Source organism: Candidatus Eisenbacteria bacterium (assembly GCA_035712145.1).
Lineage (GTDB): Bacteria > Eisenbacteria > RBG-16-71-46 > RBG-16-71-46 > RBG-16-71-46 > DASTBI01.
In genome coordinates this window covers 25,633-44,708 of sequence record DASTBI010000143.1, presented here as the reverse complement: position 1 = coordinate 44,708, position 19,076 = coordinate 25,633, and the positions used below count along the sequence as shown (strand labels likewise).

Sequence of the window (19,076 nt, the reverse complement as noted above, 5' to 3'; positions counted from 1 at the left end):
CGCGCGGCGACTGACGTAGACTCCGCCCCGGCCTGCGCCCGGTGAGCGCGGCCTCCACGGAGACGCCGAGGGCATACATGACGGACGGGCATCGCGAGCGCGCGCCGGTGGTGATCGTGGGAGCCGGGTGCATCGGCGCCTCGATCGCGTATCACCTCGGCGGGCGTGGCGTGAAGGGTGTGGTCGTGCTCGAGCGCGAGCCCTTCGCCGGCGCCGGCTCCACCGGCAAGGCCGCTGGCGGCATTCGCGCCCAGTTCTCCACGAAGATCAGCGTTCAGGTCTCCCAGCTCGCCATCGCCCATTACGAGCGATTCGCCGACGAGCTCGGCACCGATCCCGTCTTCTTTCAGGTCGGATATCTCTTCCTGCTCGCCGATCCCACGCGCTGGCAGGCGTTCAAAGCCCAGGCGGAGATGCAGCGCGGGCTCGGCCTTCCCGTCGAGACGCTCACGCCCGAGGAAGCCAGGAAGCTCGTGCCCGAGATCGTGGTGGAGGACCTTCTCGGCGCGACATTCTGCGCCAAGGACGGGCTCGGCAACCCTCACGAGGTGACGCAGTCGTATGTCGCGCGCGCGCGCGAGCGCGGGGCGCGCTTCGACTTCGAGCGCGCCGCCACCGGCCTGCGCATGGAAGGCGACGCCGTGGTCGGTGTCGAGACCAGCCGTGGGCCCATCGATGCCCCGCTCGTCATCAACGCGGCCGGTCCTCACGCGGCGGAGGTCGCGGCATGGGCGGGCGTCGACCTGCCCGTGCAGCCGTTCCGCCGTCATTGCTTCACCACCAAGCCGCTTCCGTTCGTCCATGATCGGATGCCGATGATCGTCGACATGTCTTCGGGCGTGTACATGCACCGGGAGAGCGGCGGCATGCTGCTCGGCCTCGCGAAGGTGGACGAGCCTCCCGGGTTCGATACCAGCGTCGAATGGGATTTCGTGGAGCGCGTGGTGGAGCCGGCGATGCGCCGGCTTCCCGCGCTCGGGGAGGCGGAGATCGCGAACGGCTGGGCGGGCCTGTACGAGACCACGCCCGACCACAATGCCGTGCTCGGACCTCCGGCGGGCGTGCGCGGGCTGATGCTGGCCAATGGATTCAGCGGCCACGGCTTCATGCAGGCGCCCGCGGTCGGCCAGCTCATCGCCGAATGGGTGGTGGACGGCCGTCCCAGCCTGGATCTCCATCCGTTGCGGCTCGAGCGCTTCGCCGAGCGCGAGGCGATGGTCGAAGCCAACGTGATCTGACATGGGCCTCGAATCCCGGAGCTTCGTCCTCGGTCCCTTCGGGACCAACGCGTACCTGGTGACGTGCGAGGACACGCGAGAGACCGCGGTGATCGATGTGGGCTTCGAGCCCGAGGTGGTGCTGGACGTGGTGCGCCGCGAGGGGCTGAAGGTGCGCTACCTGCTCAATACCCACGCCCATTACGACCACGTGGCGATGATGGCCGAGGTGCAGCGGCAGGTCGGGGGCACGTACTGGCTCCATCCCGACGACCGCTTCTTGCTGAAGGGTCTCGCCCAGCAAGGCGCCGCCTTCGGTCTTCCCCCGCAACGCCCGCCCGAGGACATCCACGACCTGCTCGACGGCCAGGAGATGGAGCTCGGAAAGCAGAAGATCGGCGTCATCCACACGCCGGGGCATTCTCCGGGCAGCGTGACGTTTCGCTGGAATCAGTGGCTGTGGGTGGGCGACGTGCTCTTCGCCGGCTCGATCGGTCGCACCGATCTGCCGGGCGGGTCGCTGGACCAGCTGACGACGTCGATACGCCATCGCCTGTTCCCGCTCGGCGACGATCTGCGCGTGTTGCCCGGCCACGGGCCCGAGACCACCCTCGGCATCGAGCGACGCATGAATCCTTTCGTCGGCGACGGCGTGGGCCTGGCATGAACGAGCCGGCCCGCACCGCGACGATCCATCCCACCGTGTTCATCGCTCCCGGCGCGGTCGTGCTCGGGGACGTGACCCTCAAGGCGCGCTCGAGTGTCTGGTTCAACACCGTGATCCGCGGGGATTCCGACGCGGTGATCGTGGGAGAGGACACCAATCTCCAGGACAACTCCGTGGTCCACGAGGACGAAGGCTTTCCCACGCTCATTGGCGACCGGGTCACGGTGGGGCACCGCGCGATCATTCACGGCTGCGTGATCGAGGACGACTGCCTGATCGGCATGGGCTCGGTGGTGCTCTCCGGGGCGCGCATCGGAAAGGGGTCTCTGGTCGGGGCGTCGTCGCTGGTGCGGGAGCATCAGGTCATTCCACCCGGCAGCCTGGTGGTCGGTTCACCGGCGCGCGTCCTCGGCCCGACCACCGACCAGCACCGGGCCGCCATCCGCAACGGGTCTTCTCACTACGCCGACCTGGCGCGCTTCTACATGATGCGCGGCCTGGCGCGTGGCGCCGACGCACGGGGCGAGGTGACGGCGGGCGCTCTGCCGATGAGCGCGTGCGAGTGGCGCAACCTGATCGAGCGAATGGAGCAGGAGCCTTCCGCATGGGCGGGGGCATCCAGCGATGCGTCACGACTCCGCGAGTCATCGCGTTCGATGGCCGCTCGCGACACGGCCCGTCTGGCGCTGATCGAAGTGCTGGTCCGTGGGACGAATCCCCCGGTCATCGACGCCACGGAACCGCGAACGACCGATTCGACCTCGTCGGCGGAGCAGGCCAACGAGGTTTGGCGGGCCGCCCGGCGCTCGCTGGTGGCGCGGCTCCAGCCGCTCGGTCGGAGCGAGTGGATCCGGGCGATCGGGCATCCGACGCGCGGGGCGCGCACGCTCGGCGACTGGGTGCGGGAATGGGTGGACCAAGATCTCGAGCGGCGAGCCGCGCTCGAGGTCGCAGAGGGCTCTCGCTCATGATCTGCGCCGCGGCACCCCTCGATCCGCCCGCGCCCCGCCTGCTGTCCGCGGTGCGGCCGCGAGAGGGCGGCGCCGCCACCCTCGTCGTGGGTGCGGGGTGCGCGCCTCGGGCGCTGGACCAGACGCTCGGCGAAGCGCCGGCTGCCCGGCTGCTGGTGCTCAGCGCTCTCGGCGCCCATCCGGATGCGCGCGCCCCCCGGCTCAAGGCGCTGTGGGATCTCGAGGAGCAGGCGCGCGGCACCGGCCGGCCCGTGCTCACGCTGCGGCTCGGACCCATCGTGGGACCGCAGAGCCCGTTCTGGCTGCGCCTGCGCTCGCGGCCTCGCCTGCCCGAGCCAGACCACACGTTGCTCAACCCGGTGGTCGAGAGCGACGTCATCCAGACGCTCGAGCGCGCGCTCGCCGATCAGGCGGCGTGGGAGGGATGGTACGAGGTGGCCGGCGCCGAGGCGATCACGCTGGGGGAGCTGGCTTCGCTGGCCGCTCGCAGTCCGCGGCTTCCCGCCGATTCCGGCGCATGGGAGCCGCCGCACGGGGAGCTGCGCGAGCACCGGCTGGCGGAGCCCGGACCTTGGACGGCTCACTTCGGCATCGCGCCGAGCGAGGTCACGAGCCAGGCGGCCACATGGTCGTGAAGCGCGAGCGTCGAAGGCCTGCCGGTCATGCTGAAGGCGGCGCGGGCGCGCGTTGCGCCGTGATCACGGTGAGCGACACGCGCGGTCCGGACGACGACGGCAGCGGTGACGCGATGACACGGCATCTCGAGCGTGCGGGACATCGGGTGGTGTCGCGTGACTGGGTGAAGGATCAGGTGCCGGCGATCCGCAAATCGGTGCGCAAGGCGCTGGCGCGGCGCGGCGTGGATGCGGTGTTCCTCACCGGCGGCACCGGCATCGCCCCGCGCGACCGGACGCCTGAAGCGGTTCAGCCGCTGCTGGAGCTCGAGCTGCCCGGCTTCGGCGAGCGGTTTCGCGACCTCAGCACGCAGCAGGTGGGAAGCGCGGCATGGCTGTCGCGCGCCGGCGCGGGCGTCATGAAAGGTAGACTGGTGGTCTGGCTGCCCGGCTCGACCCGGGCGGTCGAGCTCGCCATCTCGAAACTGGTGGGGCCGGAGCTCCAGCACGCGATCCGGCTTCTGAATCGACCCGAACGAGGAGCCTGAAGCATGTCCATCCGCCCGGATCGCTGGATCCGCGAGATGTGCCGGAAGCACCAGATGATCGAGCCATTCGAAGAAGCGCAGGTCCGGGAAGGCGTCATCTCCTACGGCGTTTCGTCCTACGGCTACGACATCCGCATCGCCGACGAGTTCAAGATCTTCACGAACGTCAATTCCACGATCGTCGACCCCAAGAAGATGGACCCCGGTTCGATGGTGGACTTCAAAGGGCCGGTGGCGATCATCCCGCCCAACTCCTTCGCCCTCGGTAGGACGATCGAATACTTCCGCGTGCCGCGTAACGTGCTGACCATCTGCCTGGGTAAGTCCACCTACGCGCGCTGCGGGATCATCACCAACGTCACGCCCTTCGAGCCGGAATGGGAAGGACACGTGACGCTCGAGATCAGCAACACCACGCCGCTCCCGGCGCGGGTGTACGCCAACGAGGGCATCGCGCAGGTGCTGTTCTTCGAGAGCGACGAGGTGTGCGAGACCTCGTACAAGGACCGCAAGGGGAAGTACCAGGCTCAGCGCGGGATCACGCTTCCGAGGCTCTAGCCCGCCGCCCGGAGTCCGTACCCGCGACAGGATTTCGAGGAGGGGATCCACGCGATGGCCGAGCTCAAGACCCGACCCACCACCGCGAGCGTCGCCGGTTTCATCAAGCGCCAGCCCGACGAGCAGACCCGCGCCGACTGCCTGACCCTCGTGGCGCTGATGGAGAAGGTGACCGGCGAGAAGGCGGTGATGTGGGGACCGAGCATCATCGGCTTCGGCGCCAACCCGCTCGTGTACGCGGACGGCACCGAGGCGGACTGGCCGATCGCCGCGTTCTCGCCGCGCAAGAAGGACCTCACCATCTATCTCATGGGCGTATTCGAACGCCGCCCCGAGCTCATGAAGAAGCTCGGCAAGCATCGCACCGGCAAGGTGTGCCTCTACATCAGGCGTCTCGCGGACGTGGACATGAAGGTTCTGAAAGAGCTGGTCGTGGCCTCGATGCGGTACACGCGCGAGAAGAATCGCTAGGCGGCGCCGAGGGGGCCCCGGGCGCACTTGCAAGTGGCCCGTGTTCCCGGATAACGTTCAGCGGCTCGACCACGGGCCAGGAGGAGACCCAGAGAATGTTGAAAGAGCTCGGACAAGGTCTGGGAGTCACGCTCCAGAACCTCTTCAAGAAGCCCTTCACCGTTCAATACCCGGACGAGAAGCTCGAGATGTTTCCGCGCTTCAGGGGTCTCCACATCCTCACCCGCCATGCCGACGGACTCGAGCGCTGCGTCGGGTGCGAGCTGTGCGCGGTGGCCTGTCCGGCGGATGCGATCTTCGTGGAAGCGGCGGAGAACCCTCCCGAAGACCCCCAGTCTCATGGCGAGCGCTACGCGCTCCGCTACGAGATCAACATGCTGCGTTGCATCTTCTGCGGCATGTGCGAGGAAGCCTGCCCCGAGGACGCCATCTACCTCGAAAAGAAGTACGAGCTCTCCGACTACCGTCGTCAGGCCTTCATCTACACCAAGGACGAGCTCCTCGTCTCCGAAGACAAGAGCGGCTACCTGCCGCAGCGCTGAACGACGTTCCTCACCGAAACGATCTGCGTTTCAATCACGGACGCGCGCTCTTCTCGCCCGCTGATCCGGCGACCCCAGCCAACACTGCAAGTCGCTGATGTACCGCGTCTTCCGGCACCCGGCTCAGGTCCGGCACGATGGGTGCGTTAGAGGAGTCACGTCCGCCCCACATCGGGGCGAAGCAACAGGAAAGAACAAGAGACTCAAGAGGAGGTCTTCTGTCATGAAGCTGATTCGCTGGAATCCCACGTTCCCTGGCACCCGGAGGGAGCTCCCGGTCCTCGATGAGTTCGACCGCCTGTTCGACGGGTTCATGACCCGCGGTCTTGCGGAGGCCGCTTTCACTCCGGCCATCGACATCGAAGAGGGCGCGGACGAGTTCACGGTGCTGGTGGACCTCCCCGGCGTTTCGCAGAAGGACGTGAAGGTCAGCCTGATGGGCGATACGCTGACGGTCCGGGGCGAGCGCAAGCGGGAAGTGAGTCACAAGGACCGCAATCTCCACCGGGTCGAGCGCACGTACGGCATGTTCGAGCGCAGCTTCACCTTCGGCACTCCGGTGAAGAGCGAAGGCATTCACGCGCGGTTCCGTGATGGAGTCCTCGAGATCGTGGTCCCCAAGGCCGAGGAGGCCAAGGTCCGCGAGATCGAGATCCAGACCGCGTCTTAACCTGACGAACCAGGCTCGCCGTCCCGGCTTCGGCCGGGACGGCGGCGTCCTTGGCAGCAGTCACGAGGAGATCGCATGGGAAAAGTCATCGGCATCGACCTGGGAACCACCAACTCGTGCGTGGCGGTCATGGAGGGTGGAGAGCCCAAGGTGATCCCCAACGCCGAGGGATTCCGCACCACCCCGTCGGTGGTCGCATTTTCGAAGACGGGTGAGCGCCTGGTGGGGCAGGTCGCGCGCCGCCAGGCGATCACCAACCCCAAGCAGACGGTCTATTCGATCAAGCGGTTCATGGGCCGGCGCTTCGACGAAGTCGGCCGTGAGATCCAGCTCGTCCCCTACGAGGTGGTGTCGGGCGATCAAGGCGAAGCGAAGGTGAAGATCGGCGATCAGAAGCTCTCGCCGCCCGAGATCTCGGCCATGATTCTGCAGAAGATGCGGCAGACGGCGGAAGACTATCTCGGGGAGAAGGTCACCGAGGCGGTCGTCACCGTGCCGGCATATTTCAACGACAGCCAGCGGCAGGCCACCAAGGACGCAGGCCGGATCGCGGGCCTGGACGTCAAGCGCATCGTCAACGAGCCGACCGCGGCCGCGCTGGCCTACGGGCTCGACAAGAAAAAGGACGAGAAGATCGCGGTCTTCGATCTGGGAGGCGGCACCTTCGACATCTCGATCCTCGAGATCGGGGACGGCGTCTTCGAGGTGAAGTCGACCAACGGCGACACGCACCTGGGCGGAGACGACTTCGACCAGAAGGTGATCGACTACCTGGCCTCCGAGTTCAAGCAGCAGGAAGGGATCGATCTGCGCAACGATCCCATGGCGCTGCAGCGGCTCAAGGAAGCCGCCGAGAAGGCCAAGTGCGAGCTTTCAACGACGCTCGAGACCGAGGTCAACCTGCCGTTCATCACTGCGGATCAGAATGGTCCGAAGCACCTGGTCATCCGCCTGAGCCGCGCCAAGCTGGAGCAGCTCTGCGCCGACCTCATCGAGCGCTGTCGCGGGCCGGTCATGAAGGCGCTGGACGACGCGGGCCTCAAGCCGTCGCAGATCGACGAGGTGGTGCTGGTCGGTGGCGCGACGCGCATGCCCAAGGTCCAGGACCTGGTCAAAGAGGTCTTCGGCAAGGAGCCTCACAAGGGCGTGAACCCGGACGAAGTCGTTGCGATCGGCGCGGCCATCCAGGGCGCGGTGCTCGCCGGGGACGTGCGAGACGTGGTGCTGCTGGACGTGACGCCGCTCTCGCTCGGTCTCGAGACGCTGGGTGGCGTCATGACCACGCTCATCGAGCGCAACACCACGATTCCCACGAAGAAGTCGCAGGTGTTCTCGACGGCGTCGGACAGCCAGCCTTCGGTGGAGATCCATGTCCTCCAGGGCGAGCGGCCGATGGCGTCGGACAACAAGACCATCGGTCGTTTCCACCTCGACGGAATCCCGCCGGCGCCGCGCGGCATGCCGCAGATCGACGTCGCGTTCGACATCGATGCCAACGGCATCCTCCACGTCTCGGCGAAGGACCGGGCGACGGGCAAGGAGCAGAGCATCCGCATCGAAGCCTCGAGCGGGCTCTCCGAGAGCGACATCCAGGGCATGGTGCGCGACGCGGAGAAGCACGCGGCCGAAGACAAGGTCCGCAAGGAGACGGTGGAGACGCGCAACCAGGCCGACCATCTGGCCCACGAGGTGGAGAAGAACCTCAAAGAGCACGGCGACAAGATCGACGGCGCTCTGAAGAGCCAGATCGAGTCCGACGTGCAGCGCGTTCGCGAGGCTCTGAAGGCCGATGATCAGAGCGCCATCGAGAGCGCGGTCAAGACGCTCGAGGGCTCCTGGCACAAGGCCGCCGAGGCGCTCTACAAGAACACAGCCGGCGGACCGACGCAGGAGAAGCCCCAGGACAAGAAGCCGGGCGACTCGGGGGCCGTGGATGCGGACTTCGAAGTCGTGAACTGAATCGTCGACGCACCGGGCGAAGGGCGGCGGCCTCCTGGTCGCCGCCTTTCCCTGTTAGAGGCGGACGATCTTGTTCGAGCGGCTCCCGCGCAGGGCGTTGCGCGTATCGACGATGCCCCTCGAATGGCGGACGATGTCGGAGTAGGGGAACTGGGCGTGCGCGGTGGCGATGACCACGCAGTCGTAGCGCTTCAGCGCGGCCGGCGTGAGCGTCACGCTCTTCAGCCGTGAGCCGGAGAAGTTCAGGTGCGGCACGAAGGGGTCGCTGTAGTCGATGTGGGCGCCGCGCTCCTTGAGCGTCTGCATGATATCCAGCGAAGGACTCTCGCGGGTGTCGTCGATGTCCGCCTTGTACGCCACGCCGAGCACCAGGATGCGGGAGCCGCGCACCGCACGCCCGTGGGTGTTGAGGCTCTTGGCCACCAGGTCGACGACGTGCTCGGGCATATGGCCATTGATGTGGCCGGCGAGCTCGATGAAACGCGCTTCGAAGCCGGACGCTCGCGCCTTCCACGAGAGATAGAACGGATCGATCGGAATGCAGTGCCCGCCGAGCCCGGGTCCCGGATAGAACGGCATGAAGCCGAACGGCTTGGTGGCGGCCGCTTCGATGACCTCCCACACATCGATCCCGAGACGGCCGCAGAGGAGCGCCATCTCGTTGACCATGCCGATGTTCACGCTGCGGAAGGTGTTCTCCAGCAGCTTGACCATTTCGGCGACCTGGGTGGAAGAGACCGGAACCACGTGATCCAGGCGCTGGCGATAGAGGGCAACGGCAACCTCGGTGCAAGCCGGCGTCACGCCACCCACGACCTTGGGAATGTTGCGCGTGTTGAAGTGGCTGTTGCCGGGATCGACACGCTCGGGAGAGAAGGCGAGAAAGAAGTCGCGCCCCACCTTCATGCCGTCTCTCTCGAGCATCGGCAGGATCAGCTCTTCGGTCGTGCCGGGGTAGGTCGTGCTCTCGAGGATGATCAACATGCCCTTATGCAGATAGCGCGCCACTTCCCGCGAAGCGGCCACGATGTACGAGACATCGGGATCCTTCTGCTTCGATAGAGGCGTGGGAACACAGACGTTGACCGCATCCAGCTCACGTAGAACTTGGAAGTTCGTGGTGGGGATGAAGCGGTCCGCCTTCACCAGCGAGCGGATGTCGGAGCTGGGGACGTCCTGGATGTAGGACTTTCCCTTGGTCAGTTCCGAAACACGCTTGGCGTCGATGTCGAAGCCGTGGACACGGAACCCCGCGTGTCCGAATTCGACGGCCAGTGGCAACCCGACATAGCCCAGGCCGATGACGCCTAGTCTGGCTTTACGGCGCTCGATGCGGTCGAGAAGTCGATTCGCGGCGGAGCGGGGGGAGACGCTTTGCCTTGGAGACATGGGGCGGGGACCATAGCAAAAGACCTTCCGAACCGCCAAAGGACGGCACTCACAACGCAACGAACATGGATGCGCGCGTCACGAGGGGCACCTTTGGATACTTCGAATTGACTTTTTTTGCTTGACCCGGTGAAAGGGGCGCGACGAAACTTCCTCTTCACGGAGCGAGGTTCCCTGTCCGACGCGTGTTTGAACGACCTCCGACACCATTGATGCGAAGCGGACGTGCCATCGTTTCCGGGTGTCGTGGCCGGTCCACGGTGTGAGACGGAGAGCCTCCTCTTTTTTTCCTCCTGGCCGCGATCGATGCACCCAGTTTCGACATTCCACGTCGCCCGTTACCTCAGAGATGGCCAGTGCCACGTCGGTCGGGTGGACGACGAGCACCTGGTGCGGCTCGACGCCCCGCCGTGGGAAGACGGCGCCGAAACCGGAGATCGTGATCGTCTCGACGAAGTCCGTCTGTTGGCGCCCGTGCGTCCGAGCAAGATCGTATGCGTGGGGCTCAACTACCGGGCGCACATCGCCGAGAGCCTGAGCGTCTCGCCAGGCGCCGCTCCGCCGAGCGAGCCGCTGCTGTTCCTCAAGCCGCCGAGCGCGGTGCTGGATCCTGAGGAATCGATTCGCTATCCAGCGGGCGTCACGCGTCTCGATCCCGAGGCCGAGCTCGCCGTGGTGATCGGACGTCGCGCGCGGCGTGTGCGTCGCGAAGACGCGATCGCATACGTCGCGGGGCTCACCGCATTCAACGACGTGAGCGCGCGGAATCTTCAGAAGCAGGACGGCCAGTGGACAAGAGCCAAGGGCTTCGATACGTTCGCTCCCCTCGGTCCCTGGATTACCGTGGGACTCTCCTCGGAGCGGCTGGACGTCGTCTGTCGGGTGAACGGAGAGACGCGTCAGCACGGCAACACGGCTGACCTTTCGTTCCCGGTGGATCTGTTGGTGAGCTTCATCTCGCATGTGATGACTCTCGAGCCCGGAGACGTCATCGCGACCGGCACGCCGGCAGGAATCGCTCCAGTCACGATCGGCGACGTGGTCGAAGTGGAAGTGGAGGGAGTGGGCGTGCTTCGAAACCCCGTGGCGGAGGGAGAGGCTTGATGAGCCGCGCCGACATCGTGATCGTGAACGCCCGGCCGTGGAGTCACGGCGCGCGCATCGCGAGCGCGGATGCGGTCGCATTGGGCGGAGGGAAGGTGCTGGCGGTCGGGCCGCGGGCCGAGATCGAAGCGCTCGCCGGACCCTCGACTCGCCGGATCGACGCCCGAGGCGCGACCGTGACGCCGGGGATGACCGATGCTCACCTTCACCTCGTGGCATGGGCTCGCGCGCTGCGCGAGATTCGCCTCGAGGGACTCGATCGAAGCGGCGTGGTTGGCGCGGTCGCCGCCCGCGTTCAGACTTCGGCGAATTCCGGGACCTTGATCGGGCGCGGTTGGGCGGAAACCGGCTGGGACGCGGCGCCCGACCACTCGGCGCTCGATGCCGTGGCGCCCGACCGTCCCGTGTTGCTCCACAGCAAGGATTTCCACGCGCTGTGGGTCAACCGCGCCGCAATGGTGGCCGCGGGTGTCCACCGGTCCACCCCCGATCCACCCGGAGGCAAGATCGAGCGCCGGCCATCGGGCGAGCCGACGGGTGTGTTTCGCGAGCACGCGGTCCGTCTCTTCGACGGTCTCGTGCCGATGCCGTCGGTGGGGCAGGACCTGGAAGCCGTGCAGGACGCCGTGACCCGGCTGCTGGAGATGGGCGTGACGGCGGTGCACGACTTCGAGGGTGACGCCGAGGCCGACGTGCTGAGGGCCATGGCCAAGAGCGACGGCCCGCGAGTGCGCGTGCTCATGCATCTTCATCGCTCGGCGCTGGACCGCGCGTTGTCGGAGCGGCTCGCCTCACGACCGGGAGACGAGGACTTCGCGTGGGGGGCGCTCAAGCTCTTCGCCGACGGCACGCTGGGCTCCCGCACCGCGCATGTCTTCGAGCCCTACGATGGCAGCGAGGATCTTGGACTGGCGCTCATGCCCGTAGACGAGCTCAAGGGCACCATCGGGCGCGCGGTGCGCAACGGGCTCTCGGTCGCGGTGCACGCCATCGGGGACCGCGCGGTGCACTTCACACTCGATGCCTTCGAGGATTGCGGGGCGGCGCTGAGCCGGCTGAGGCTGCCGCCGAGGATCGAGCACGCCCAGCTCGTGCTGGACGAGGACCGCGCGCGGCTCGCGCGGCTGGGCGTGGTGGCCAGCATGCAGCCGGTGCACTGCACCGCCGATCGTCCGCTGGTGGAGCGCTTCTGGAGCACTCGCGTGCGCCGCGCTTACCCGTGGCGCACATTGCTCGACGACGGAGTCACGCTGGCGTTCGGATCCGACGCGCCCGTGGAGTGGCCGTCCCCGATCCTGGGCATCCACGCCGCGGTGACCCGCGAGGCGGCCGACACGCCCGGCGACCCGTTCGTTCCCATGCAGAAGATCTCGCTGGACGACGCCCTGACCGCTTACACGAGCGCGCCCGCGAGGCTGGCGAGCGCCCCGAACCGCGGCAGCCTGGCGATCGGGTCCATCGCCGACCTCGTGATCTGGAGCGCCGATCTTCATCGGACACCCCCTTCCGATCTCCATCGGATCGTCCCTGCATTCACTCTCCTCGACGGCGTGGTACGGTTTGAGCGTGCCGGCAGCGGCGAAGGCGTGGCCGCCGGGGGCCGTCGGGAGGGGGCGTGAAGGTCGCTTACGCAGAGCAGGGAGACGAAGCTCTCGTTCGCCTGTCCCAGGGAGGGGACACGAGGGCATTCGACGAGCTCGTGCGCCGCTATCGTGAAAAGGTGTACCGCCAGGCATTCAAGATCCTGCGCCATGAGGAGGACGCCGCCGAAGCGCTGCAGGACGCCTTCCTCTCCGCCTTCAGGGGACTCAAGAACTTCAAGGCCGAGTCCACCTTCTCGACCTGGCTCTATCGCGTGGCGACCAACGCCGCGCTGATGCGCTATCGCCGGCGCCGCCAGCCCAACATCTCGCTCGACCAGTCGCAGAGCACGCTGGATGACGCCGAGCCGATGGCGGTCCCGGACTGGTCGTCCCAGCCTCTCGACCAGCTGCTCGATGCGGAAACGCGCGAGGTCCTGTACGAGAGCCTGGTCAAGCTGCCCGAAGACCTGGCGGACGTGTTCGTCAAGCGCGACATCGACGGGCTGTCCAACGCGGAAGTCGCCGAGGCGCTGGGGATCACGGTGGCGGCCGTCAAGTCGCGGCTGCACCGCGCTCGCGTCGGCCTGCGCGAGGATCTCGACCGCTACTTCAAGGGCAAGCTCCGGCGCCGCGCGAAGCCGGCTAACGAAGGCGGGTGACGATCAGGAGGATCAGCGCCAGCGCCGCGCGATACGCGAAAAAGGCGCCGAAGCCCGCGCGGGCGAGCCAGCGAAGGAGGCCACGGATGGCAAGGAACCCGGTGATCGCGGAGGTCGCGACTCCGAGTCCCAGCGTGAGCACCGGAAGGTCCGCGGAGAGATGGCGCCACTCCAGGAGGCCCGCGCCGAAGGTGATCGGCGTGGCGAGCAGGAACGAGAGGCGCGCGGCCTCCACTCGACCCACGCCCGCCGCGCGGCCGGCGGTGATCGTCACTCCCGATCGCGATACGCCCGGGACCAGCGCGAGTGCCTGCGCGGCGCCCACCCCGAGGCAGGTCCAGAACGAAGGCAGAGCGAGCCGCGAGCGCAGTGGCTCTCCCTGCGGCCGCACGCGATCCACCCACCAAAGGAGAAAGCCGAACACGACCAGCGTCGTGGCCTGGACCGGCAGCGAGCGGAGCCAGCGCTCCGCGTACGGCTCGAGCAGCACGCCGGCCACCGCCGCCGGGACCGAAGCCGCGGCGAGCTTGAGCCAAGTGGCGCGAGCGTCGCGCTTATCCTGCGGCGTGCCCATGAACGGCGCGCGCAAGAGCTCCCACCAGTCGCGCCAGAACGCGAGCAACAGCGCGAGCAAGGTTCCCCAGTGGAGCGCGACATCGAAGGCGAGACCGCCGTATCTCCAGCCCAGCAACGTCGGAACCAGGTATAGATGGGCGCTGCTCGAGACCGGCAGGAATTCCGTGAGGCCCTGGATGATCCCGAGGGCGACCGCCTGGAAGGGAGGCATCACGCGCGACGCTAGCATCGCGATGACGCACGGGCAACACGACGAGCCTGCGCGGTGAGCGAAGAAGGCCGCGTCGCGCGACACGCCGGCGTCGTCGGCGCGGCCACACTGCTCTCGCGGGTGCTCGGTCTCATCCGCGAGCAGGTGATGGCGACGTTGTTCGGCGCGGGCTTCGCCAGCGACGCCTTCAACGTCGCGTTCCGAATTCCCAACCTGCTGCGCGACCTGTTCGCGGAAGGCGCGATGTCATCGGCCTTCGTGCCCACCTTCACCGAAGCCAGGAAGCGCGAGGGCGACGCCTCGGCGTGGGCGCTCGCACGCCAGCTGATGATGACGCTCTTGCTGGTGCTCGGGGCGCTGGTGGTCGTCGGCTGGGTAGCGGCCCCGCTCCTGGTGCGTCTCTACGCGCCGGGTTTCGACGCCGTGCCCGGAAAGACCGACCTGACGGTTCTGCTCACGCGCGTGATGCTGCCTTTCCTGCCGGCGGTCGCGCTGGCGGCGGCGGCCATGGGCATGCTCAACGCGCGCGGCCGGTTCGCGGTGCCTGCGCTGGCGCCGGCGTGGCTCAACGTCGGCATGATCGTCGGAGGACTGGCCCTGATCCCGGTGTTCCGGGCGATGGGCCAGCCGCCGATCCTGGCCATGGCGGTCGGTGTGCTGATCGGAGCGTTCGCTCAGTTCGCGTGCCAGATCCCCTCGCTCGCCGCGGAAGGCTTCCGTTTTGCGTGGGAAGTGCCGCGCCGGCATCCCGGCGTCGCGCGCGTGGCGGCGCTCATGGGGCCGGCGACGGTCGGCCTCGCCGCCACCCAGCTCAATCTTTTCGTGAGCACCTGGATCGCGAGCCTGCTGCAACAGGGGAGCGTGTCATGGCTGTGGTACGCGTTTCGGCTGATGCAGCTTCCGATCGGCGTGTTCGGCGTGGCGCTCGCCACCGTGAGTCTTCCCGCTCTGTCACGCGCCGCGGTGGAGCGCGACCACACCGCGTTGCGCACGACGCTCTCGGCCACGCTGAGGCTCGTCCTCCTGCTGACCGTGCCGGCGGCCGTGTGGCTCGCGGCGATGGCCGCTCCCGTCATCGCCCTGCTGTACGAGCACGGCCGCTTCAGCGTCCGCGACACCGCCCAGACGGCGTTCGCGCTCCAGGCCTATTGCCTGGGGCTCCCTGCGTTTGCCGCGGTGGGCGTGCTCACGCGCGCCTTCTACGCGCTCGGGGACACTCGCACGCCGGTGCGCGCGAGCTTCGTGTCCGTGGCGCTCGCCATCGCTCTCAATCTGCTCTTCATCGGTCCGTGGCGGGTTCTGGGGCTCGAGCACGCGGGGCTCGCGCTGTCGACGTCGCTGACCTCGATCGTCAACGCGGCCCAATTGGCGGTCGCGCTGCACCGCCGGCTCGGTCGACTGGATGGCCGGCGCATGCTCGCCACCTTCACCCGCGTCACGATCGCGGCCGTCCTGGCCGGCGCCCTCTGCCTATTGCTGTCGCGCGCGTTGCAGGGCCTGCCGCGCGTCTGGACCCTCGAGCTCGCGGTGGTGGCGGGGGGAATGCTGGTGGCCGCGGGCGTCGCCTACTTCGTGATGAAGCTGCTCCGCGTCCAGGAGCTCGCGGCGCTCGAGGACCTGATCCGCGCCTTGCTCCGGCGGCTCACGGGCGCCCGGGACCGGCCACCGGCCTGACCGTCAGGCCCGCCGCGTTGACCCTGGTGGCCGCGCTTCCTAAGATGCGTCCCGCTCATGCGGCATCACGTGAAGATCGGTGGAATCACGCCTCTCTCCATTCGCCCCCTCGCGGCGGCGGCACAGGATCGATGTTGGCGGTGACGCGTCCGCTGGCGGTCCGCGCTCGCGTTGCTGCACGTCCGGAACCGCCTTTCGATCGTCTGTACGACCCCCTCGTCACCGATGCGGCCTCCGGAGGGCCGATGAGCCGCCGTCTCGCCGGTTCCTGGGCGGATCGCGCGGCGTTGCTTTCGCGACTCGAGAAGCGGGGACCGCTGCCGGCTCCGCTCGCGCGCGCTTTGCGCGAGCAGCACGTCCGGCTCGGTGCGTCACCGGCCTCGATGGCCGGTCTCGAGCGTCTGGCTCGCGGCGAGGCGACGTGCGCCATCGCCGGACAGCAGCCGGGTCTCCTCGGTGGCCCTCTCTACGGACTGCACAAGGCCGCGGCGGCGGTCGGCCTTGCGCGCCGCGTGGCCGAGCGCACCGGCACGCCCTGCGTGCCGGTCTACTGGAATCACGTCGAGGACTCCGACTTCGACGAGATTCGTGGCGCCACGGTTTCCGATTCCGACCTGGTGCTCCACGATCTCTCGCTGCCGGCCGAGGCCCACGTCGATTCGGGCCTGGTGGGAGCGATCGCGCTCGATCCTCTGAAGCCGCTCGTCGAGCAGGCTCTGACGCGATGGACGGGGTTGCCGGGCCGCGATCAAACCGCTCTCCTCCTGCAGGAGACGCTTGCGCGGGGGCGTGACCTGGGTGAGGCGCACACCGCACTGCTGCTCCAGTTGTTCGGCGAGTGCGGTCTGGTCGTCGTCGACCCCCGGATTCCCGAGTTCCGCGCCGCGGCCCGGCCACTGATCGATCGCTACCTGGACCATCACGAGGCGATCGCGGGTGCGGTGCGCTCGGCCGGCGCCGAGCTGGAGAAGGAGATCGGACGGCGGCCGCTCAACGATGCGGCGCTCGATTCCTTCGTGTTCGCCATCGAGGAAGGAAGACGGCGCAAGGTCTCGCCGCAGGAAGCCCGGAGTCTGCCGGCATCGGTTTCGCTGAGCCCGAGCGTGGCGCTGCGGCCGGTGATCCAGGATGGGGTGCTCCCCACGGCTGCGATGGCGTGCGGGCCGGGCGAGCTCGCGTACCTCACCCAGATCCAGGGCGTGTTCGATGGGCTCGGCGTGCTCGCCGCGATTCCGGTTCCGCGCTTCGGCGCCACCTGGCTGCCCCCCGCGGCCATCGATCTGCTCGCCACGACCGGCGCCGATCCCTGGCTGGTCGTGGCCGCCACCGACCAGGTCCTGCGCCAGCACGCGGTGAAGCGGGTTCCCGAGCAGCTCACTCGCTCGCTCCACGAGCTCCGCTCGGACGTGGAGCAACGGCTCGGAGCTTTCGCCAACGAGGCGCGTGCGCTCGATCCGAGCTTCCCGCAGATGGTCGAGTCGGCGCGCTCGAAAGTCGACTATCAGATCGCCCGGCTGCAGGAAGGTTTGATCGGCAAGGCCCGCCACCGTCTCGAGCGCGAGCACCCTGCCTGGCTCCGGCTCCGCTACTACCTGCTGCCCGGCGACAAGCTCCAGGAGCGGCGGCTGGCCTCGCTCGAGCCGATCGCTCGCCGCGGGCCGCGCGTGGCGCTGGAGATCTGCGATCTCGCCGAGCAACATGCCGAATCGCTGGAGCACGGCGAGTGGTGGCACGCACTGCTGGAGCTCGAATGAGCCTCGACGCGGCCTTCTTCGGCGCGCATCCGGACGACGTGGAGCTCACGTCGGGCGGGCTGGCCGCGCTGCTGGCGAGCCACGGCCACCGCGTGGGCGTGGTGGACCTGACCGCCGGCGAAGCCGGAACCCGGGGAACTCCCGACGCGCGCGCGAGCGAGGCGCAGGCCGCGGCTCGGATGCTGGGCGTGGAATCCCGGACCTGCCTTCGGCTCCCGGACACCGGACTCCATGCACACGACCGCGCGCAGCTCTCCGCGGTGGTCGCGTGGCTGCGCCAGCATCGGCCCCGACTGGTGGTGGCGCCCGACCGGCACGATCCTCATCCCGATCATGTCGAGGCCTCGCGCCTGGTGGCGCGGGCGTGTGTGCTCGCCGGGCTCACCAAGGTGGATCCCGACACGGACCGGCATTCCGTGGGCCGCCTGCTCTTCGCCACCTATCGGACGCTCGCGCCCGCGCCCACGATCGTCGTGGACATCACGCCGGTGTGGGAGCGAAGGATCGAGGCATTGCGCGCCCACGAGACCCAGGTGGGTGGAGGGCCCGGCCTGTCGACGTACCTGACGTCGCCCGACTTCCTCGCCGAGGTCGAAGCGCGCGCGCGCGTGCTGGGAGCGCAGATCGGCGCTCGCTATGGAGAGGGGTTCCGGCATCGAGGACCGCTCGGCGTGCGTGACGCGCGAGCGCTGCTGCCGGACGGCGGCCAGGAGGCCCCCGGATGAGCCGGCCTCGCTCGAAAGCGGGCGATGGCGCGCGTCCCTCGGCGCCGCGGGCGAAGCGTGCGCGCCGCGCGCGGCGCGTCGGCATCACCTGCTATTCGCACTTCGGCGGCAGCGGGGTGGTGGCCACCGAGCTCGGGCTCGCGCTGGCGCGACGCGGCTACCAGGTCCATTTCATCGCACACAGTCTGCCGTTCCGTCTGCGCACGTTCGAGTCCAACATCTACTTCCACGAGGCGCTGCCTGCGTCGTATCCGGTGTTCGATCAGGCGCCGTACAACCTGGCGCTCACCACCAAGATGGTGGAGGTGGCGGAGAACTACGATCTGGACCTGCTGCACGTGCACTACGCGATGCCCTTCGCCGCCAGCGCGTATCTGGCCCGGGAGCTGATCAAGCCGCGCTCGCTCGGCGTGGTGACCACGCTGCATGGAACCGACATCACCGTGGTGGGAGTGGAGCCGGCCTTCTTCCGGGTCACCCAGTTCACCATCCAGTCGAGCGACCGCGTGACGGCGGTCAGCCGCTTTCTCAAGGAGCGCACCGAGGAGAGCTTCGGGATCACCCGGCCGATCGAGGTGATCTACAACTTCGTGGACGCCTCGATCTTCACCCCTCGCCGCCGCACCGCCATGCGGCTCGCCCCGCCCCACACCAGCGTCATCATGCACGCCTCTAACTTCCGTCCAGTCAAGAACATCAGCGCGGTGATCAAGATCTTTTCTGAAGTGCGCAAGCAGCTGCCGGCCAAGCTGGTCATGGTCGGGGACGGGCCGGAGAAAGCGGGCGCCGAGCAGCTCGCGCGCGAGCTGGAGATCCAGAGGGACGTCCTGTTCCTCGGCAACCAGGACTGTATGGAGGAATTGCTGCCACTTGCCGATGTTTTCCTATTGCCGAGCTCTTCCGAAAGCTTCGGTCTCGTGGCCCTGGAGGCGATGAGCGCCGAGGTCCCGGTCGTGGCCTCGAATCTGGGCGGGCTGCCGGAAGTGGTGGAGCATGGCGTGACGGGTTTTCTGCACGATCCGCGTTCGATCGACGGCTTCGTGTCGTCCGTGCTGCGTCTCCTGAAGAGCGAGCGGCTGCGCCGCACGATGGGACGGCGGGGACGTCAGGTGGCGCGCCAGAAGTTCGATGTGAACGACATGGTGGACCGCTACATCAAGGTATACGAGTCGCTGCGATGAACC

General features: G+C 68.0%; 19 protein-coding genes. 17 read left to right on the top strand and 2 right to left on the bottom strand.

Going from position 1 to position 19,076, the window contains the following annotated elements:
- The first annotated feature begins 77 nt into the window (after positions 1-77).
- The 10 genes from VFQ05_09055 to dnaK all read left to right on the top strand — a co-directional run bounded on the left by VFQ05_09055 (position 78) and on the right by dnaK (position 8,217).
- A complete protein-coding gene (locus VFQ05_09055; GenBank protein HET9326906.1) occupies positions 78-1,238 on the top strand; it encodes an FAD-binding oxidoreductase in 1,161 nt (386 codons plus the stop codon).
- 1 nt (position 1,239) lies between these two features.
- Positions 1,240-1,884 (top strand): MBL fold metallo-hydrolase, encoded by a 645-nt coding sequence (locus tag VFQ05_09050; protein HET9326905.1) that lies wholly within the window; start codon positions 1,240-1,242, stop codon positions 1,882-1,884.
- Positions 1,881-2,855 (top strand): gamma carbonic anhydrase family protein, encoded by a 975-nt coding sequence (locus VFQ05_09045; protein ID HET9326904.1) that lies wholly within the window; start codon positions 1,881-1,883, stop codon positions 2,853-2,855. Before VFQ05_09050 ends, VFQ05_09045 begins: the two co-directional genes overlap by 4 nt.
- Positions 2,852-3,490, top strand: a complete 639-nt coding sequence (locus tag VFQ05_09040; GenBank protein HET9326903.1) for a hypothetical protein — start codon at positions 2,852-2,854, stop codon at positions 3,488-3,490. The genes VFQ05_09045 and VFQ05_09040 overlap by 4 nt, the downstream gene beginning before the upstream one ends.
- On the top strand, positions 3,481-4,017 hold the full coding sequence (locus VFQ05_09035) for a MogA/MoaB family molybdenum cofactor biosynthesis protein (GenBank protein HET9326902.1): 537 nt from the start codon (positions 3,481-3,483) through the stop codon (positions 4,015-4,017). Before VFQ05_09040 ends, VFQ05_09035 begins: the two co-directional genes overlap by 10 nt.
- A gap of 3 nt (positions 4,018-4,020) precedes the next feature.
- The gene (dcd, locus tag VFQ05_09030; protein HET9326901.1) at positions 4,021-4,575 is read left to right on the top strand and encodes a dCTP deaminase; all 555 of its coding nucleotides are present in this window, start codon (positions 4,021-4,023) and stop codon (positions 4,573-4,575) included.
- Positions 4,576-4,629: 54 nt separating this feature from the next.
- Positions 4,630-5,046, top strand: coding sequence for a DUF1801 domain-containing protein (locus VFQ05_09025; GenBank protein ID HET9326900.1), 417 nt, complete (start codon positions 4,630-4,632; stop codon positions 5,044-5,046).
- Entirely contained in the window at positions 4,950-5,588 is a 639-nt protein-coding gene (nuoI, locus tag VFQ05_09020) for an NADH-quinone oxidoreductase subunit NuoI (protein ID HET9326899.1), read from the top strand. The genes VFQ05_09025 and nuoI overlap by 97 nt, the downstream gene beginning before the upstream one ends.
- Before the next feature lie 223 nt (positions 5,589-5,811).
- A complete protein-coding gene (locus VFQ05_09015) occupies positions 5,812-6,258 on the top strand; it encodes an Hsp20/alpha crystallin family protein (GenBank protein ID HET9326898.1) in 447 nt (148 codons plus the stop codon).
- A 75-nt stretch (positions 6,259-6,333) separates the two neighbouring features.
- Entirely contained in the window at positions 6,334-8,217 is a 1,884-nt protein-coding gene (dnaK, locus tag VFQ05_09010; GenBank protein ID HET9326897.1) for a molecular chaperone DnaK, read from the top strand.
- Between the two features lie 54 nt (positions 8,218-8,271).
- Here dnaK and VFQ05_09005 read toward each other — a convergent pair whose 3' ends face one another.
- Positions 8,272-9,606, bottom strand: coding sequence for a nucleotide sugar dehydrogenase (locus tag VFQ05_09005; GenBank protein ID HET9326896.1), 1,335 nt, complete (start codon positions 9,604-9,606; stop codon positions 8,272-8,274).
- A gap of 306 nt (positions 9,607-9,912) precedes the next feature.
- On the opposite strand from VFQ05_09005, the gene VFQ05_09000 reads away from it, so the two are divergent.
- Genes VFQ05_09000 through VFQ05_08990 form a run of 3 tightly spaced genes read left to right on the top strand, consistent with a single transcriptional unit; the run spans position 9,913 to position 12,952 of the window.
- On the top strand, positions 9,913-10,710 hold the full coding sequence (locus tag VFQ05_09000) for a fumarylacetoacetate hydrolase family protein (GenBank protein ID HET9326895.1): 798 nt from the start codon (positions 9,913-9,915) through the stop codon (positions 10,708-10,710).
- Positions 10,710-12,329: an amidohydrolase gene (locus tag VFQ05_08995; protein ID HET9326894.1), complete on the top strand. Its 1,620-nt coding sequence runs from the start codon at positions 10,710-10,712 to the stop codon at positions 12,327-12,329. The genes VFQ05_09000 and VFQ05_08995 overlap by 1 nt, the downstream gene beginning before the upstream one ends.
- Complete coding sequence (locus VFQ05_08990) at positions 12,326-12,952, top strand: sigma-70 family RNA polymerase sigma factor (protein ID HET9326893.1); 627 nt, start codon at positions 12,326-12,328, stop codon at positions 12,950-12,952. The genes VFQ05_08995 and VFQ05_08990 overlap by 4 nt, the downstream gene beginning before the upstream one ends.
- Here VFQ05_08990 and VFQ05_08985 read toward each other — a convergent pair.
- A complete protein-coding gene (locus tag VFQ05_08985) occupies positions 12,936-13,739 on the bottom strand; it encodes an undecaprenyl-diphosphate phosphatase (GenBank protein ID HET9326892.1) in 804 nt (267 codons plus the stop codon). The two genes, VFQ05_08990 and VFQ05_08985, sit on opposite strands and share 17 nt — an antisense overlap.
- Positions 13,740-13,793: 54 nt before the next feature.
- Here VFQ05_08985 and murJ point away from each other — a divergent pair, with 54 nt between their 5' ends.
- From murJ to bshA, 4 genes are all read left to right on the top strand, one after another.
- Complete coding sequence (murJ, locus tag VFQ05_08980; GenBank protein HET9326891.1) at positions 13,794-15,413, top strand: murein biosynthesis integral membrane protein MurJ; 1,620 nt, start codon at positions 13,794-13,796, stop codon at positions 15,411-15,413.
- Between the two features lie 245 nt (positions 15,414-15,658).
- Entirely contained in the window at positions 15,659-17,167 is a 1,509-nt protein-coding gene (gene bshC / locus VFQ05_08975) for a bacillithiol biosynthesis BshC (GenBank protein ID HET9326890.1), read from the top strand.
- Complete coding sequence (gene bshB1 / locus VFQ05_08970) at positions 17,164-17,892, top strand: bacillithiol biosynthesis deacetylase BshB1 (GenBank protein HET9326889.1); 729 nt, start codon at positions 17,164-17,166, stop codon at positions 17,890-17,892. The genes bshC and bshB1 overlap by 4 nt, the downstream gene beginning before the upstream one ends.
- Positions 17,889-19,073, top strand: coding sequence for an N-acetyl-alpha-D-glucosaminyl L-malate synthase BshA (bshA, locus tag VFQ05_08965; protein ID HET9326888.1), 1,185 nt, complete (start codon positions 17,889-17,891; stop codon positions 19,071-19,073). Before bshB1 ends, bshA begins: the two co-directional genes overlap by 4 nt.
- Positions 19,074-19,076 lie beyond the last annotated feature (3 nt).

Bases quoted from the DNA above. Each gene is read 5' to 3' on its own strand.
- dcd (HET9326901.1), top strand. From the start codon at position 4,021: ATGTCCATCCGCCCGGATCGCTGGATCCGCGAGATGTGCCGGAAGCAC.
- bshB1 (HET9326889.1), top strand. From the start codon at position 17,164: ATGAGCCTCGACGCGGCCTTCTTCGGCGCGCATCCGGACGACGTGGAG.
- VFQ05_09025 (HET9326900.1), top strand. From the start codon at position 4,630: ATGGCCGAGCTCAAGACCCGACCCACCACCGCGAGCGTCGCCGGTTTC.
- VFQ05_09005 (HET9326896.1), bottom strand. From the start codon at position 9,606: ATGTCTCCAAGGCAAAGCGTCTCCCCCCGCTCCGCCGCGAATCGACTT.
- VFQ05_09050 (HET9326905.1), top strand. From the start codon at position 1,240: ATGGGCCTCGAATCCCGGAGCTTCGTCCTCGGTCCCTTCGGGACCAAC.
- dnaK (HET9326897.1), top strand. From the start codon at position 6,334: ATGGGAAAAGTCATCGGCATCGACCTGGGAACCACCAACTCGTGCGTG.
- VFQ05_09040 (HET9326903.1), top strand. From the start codon at position 2,852: ATGATCTGCGCCGCGGCACCCCTCGATCCGCCCGCGCCCCGCCTGCTG.
- VFQ05_08995 (HET9326894.1), top strand. From the start codon at position 10,710: ATGAGCCGCGCCGACATCGTGATCGTGAACGCCCGGCCGTGGAGTCAC.
- VFQ05_09045 (HET9326904.1), top strand. From the start codon at position 1,881: ATGAACGAGCCGGCCCGCACCGCGACGATCCATCCCACCGTGTTCATC.
- VFQ05_09015 (HET9326898.1), top strand. From the start codon at position 5,812: ATGAAGCTGATTCGCTGGAATCCCACGTTCCCTGGCACCCGGAGGGAG.
- VFQ05_08985 (HET9326892.1), bottom strand. From the start codon at position 13,739: ATGCCTCCCTTCCAGGCGGTCGCCCTCGGGATCATCCAGGGCCTCACG.
- VFQ05_09055 (HET9326906.1), top strand. From the start codon at position 78: ATGACGGACGGGCATCGCGAGCGCGCGCCGGTGGTGATCGTGGGAGCC.
- bshC (HET9326890.1), top strand. From the start codon at position 15,659: ATGAGCCGCCGTCTCGCCGGTTCCTGGGCGGATCGCGCGGCGTTGCTT.
- VFQ05_09000 (HET9326895.1), top strand. From the start codon at position 9,913: ATGCACCCAGTTTCGACATTCCACGTCGCCCGTTACCTCAGAGATGGC.
- VFQ05_09035 (HET9326902.1), top strand. From the start codon at position 3,481: ATGGTCGTGAAGCGCGAGCGTCGAAGGCCTGCCGGTCATGCTGAAGGC.
- bshA (HET9326888.1), top strand. From the start codon at position 17,889: ATGAGCCGGCCTCGCTCGAAAGCGGGCGATGGCGCGCGTCCCTCGGCG.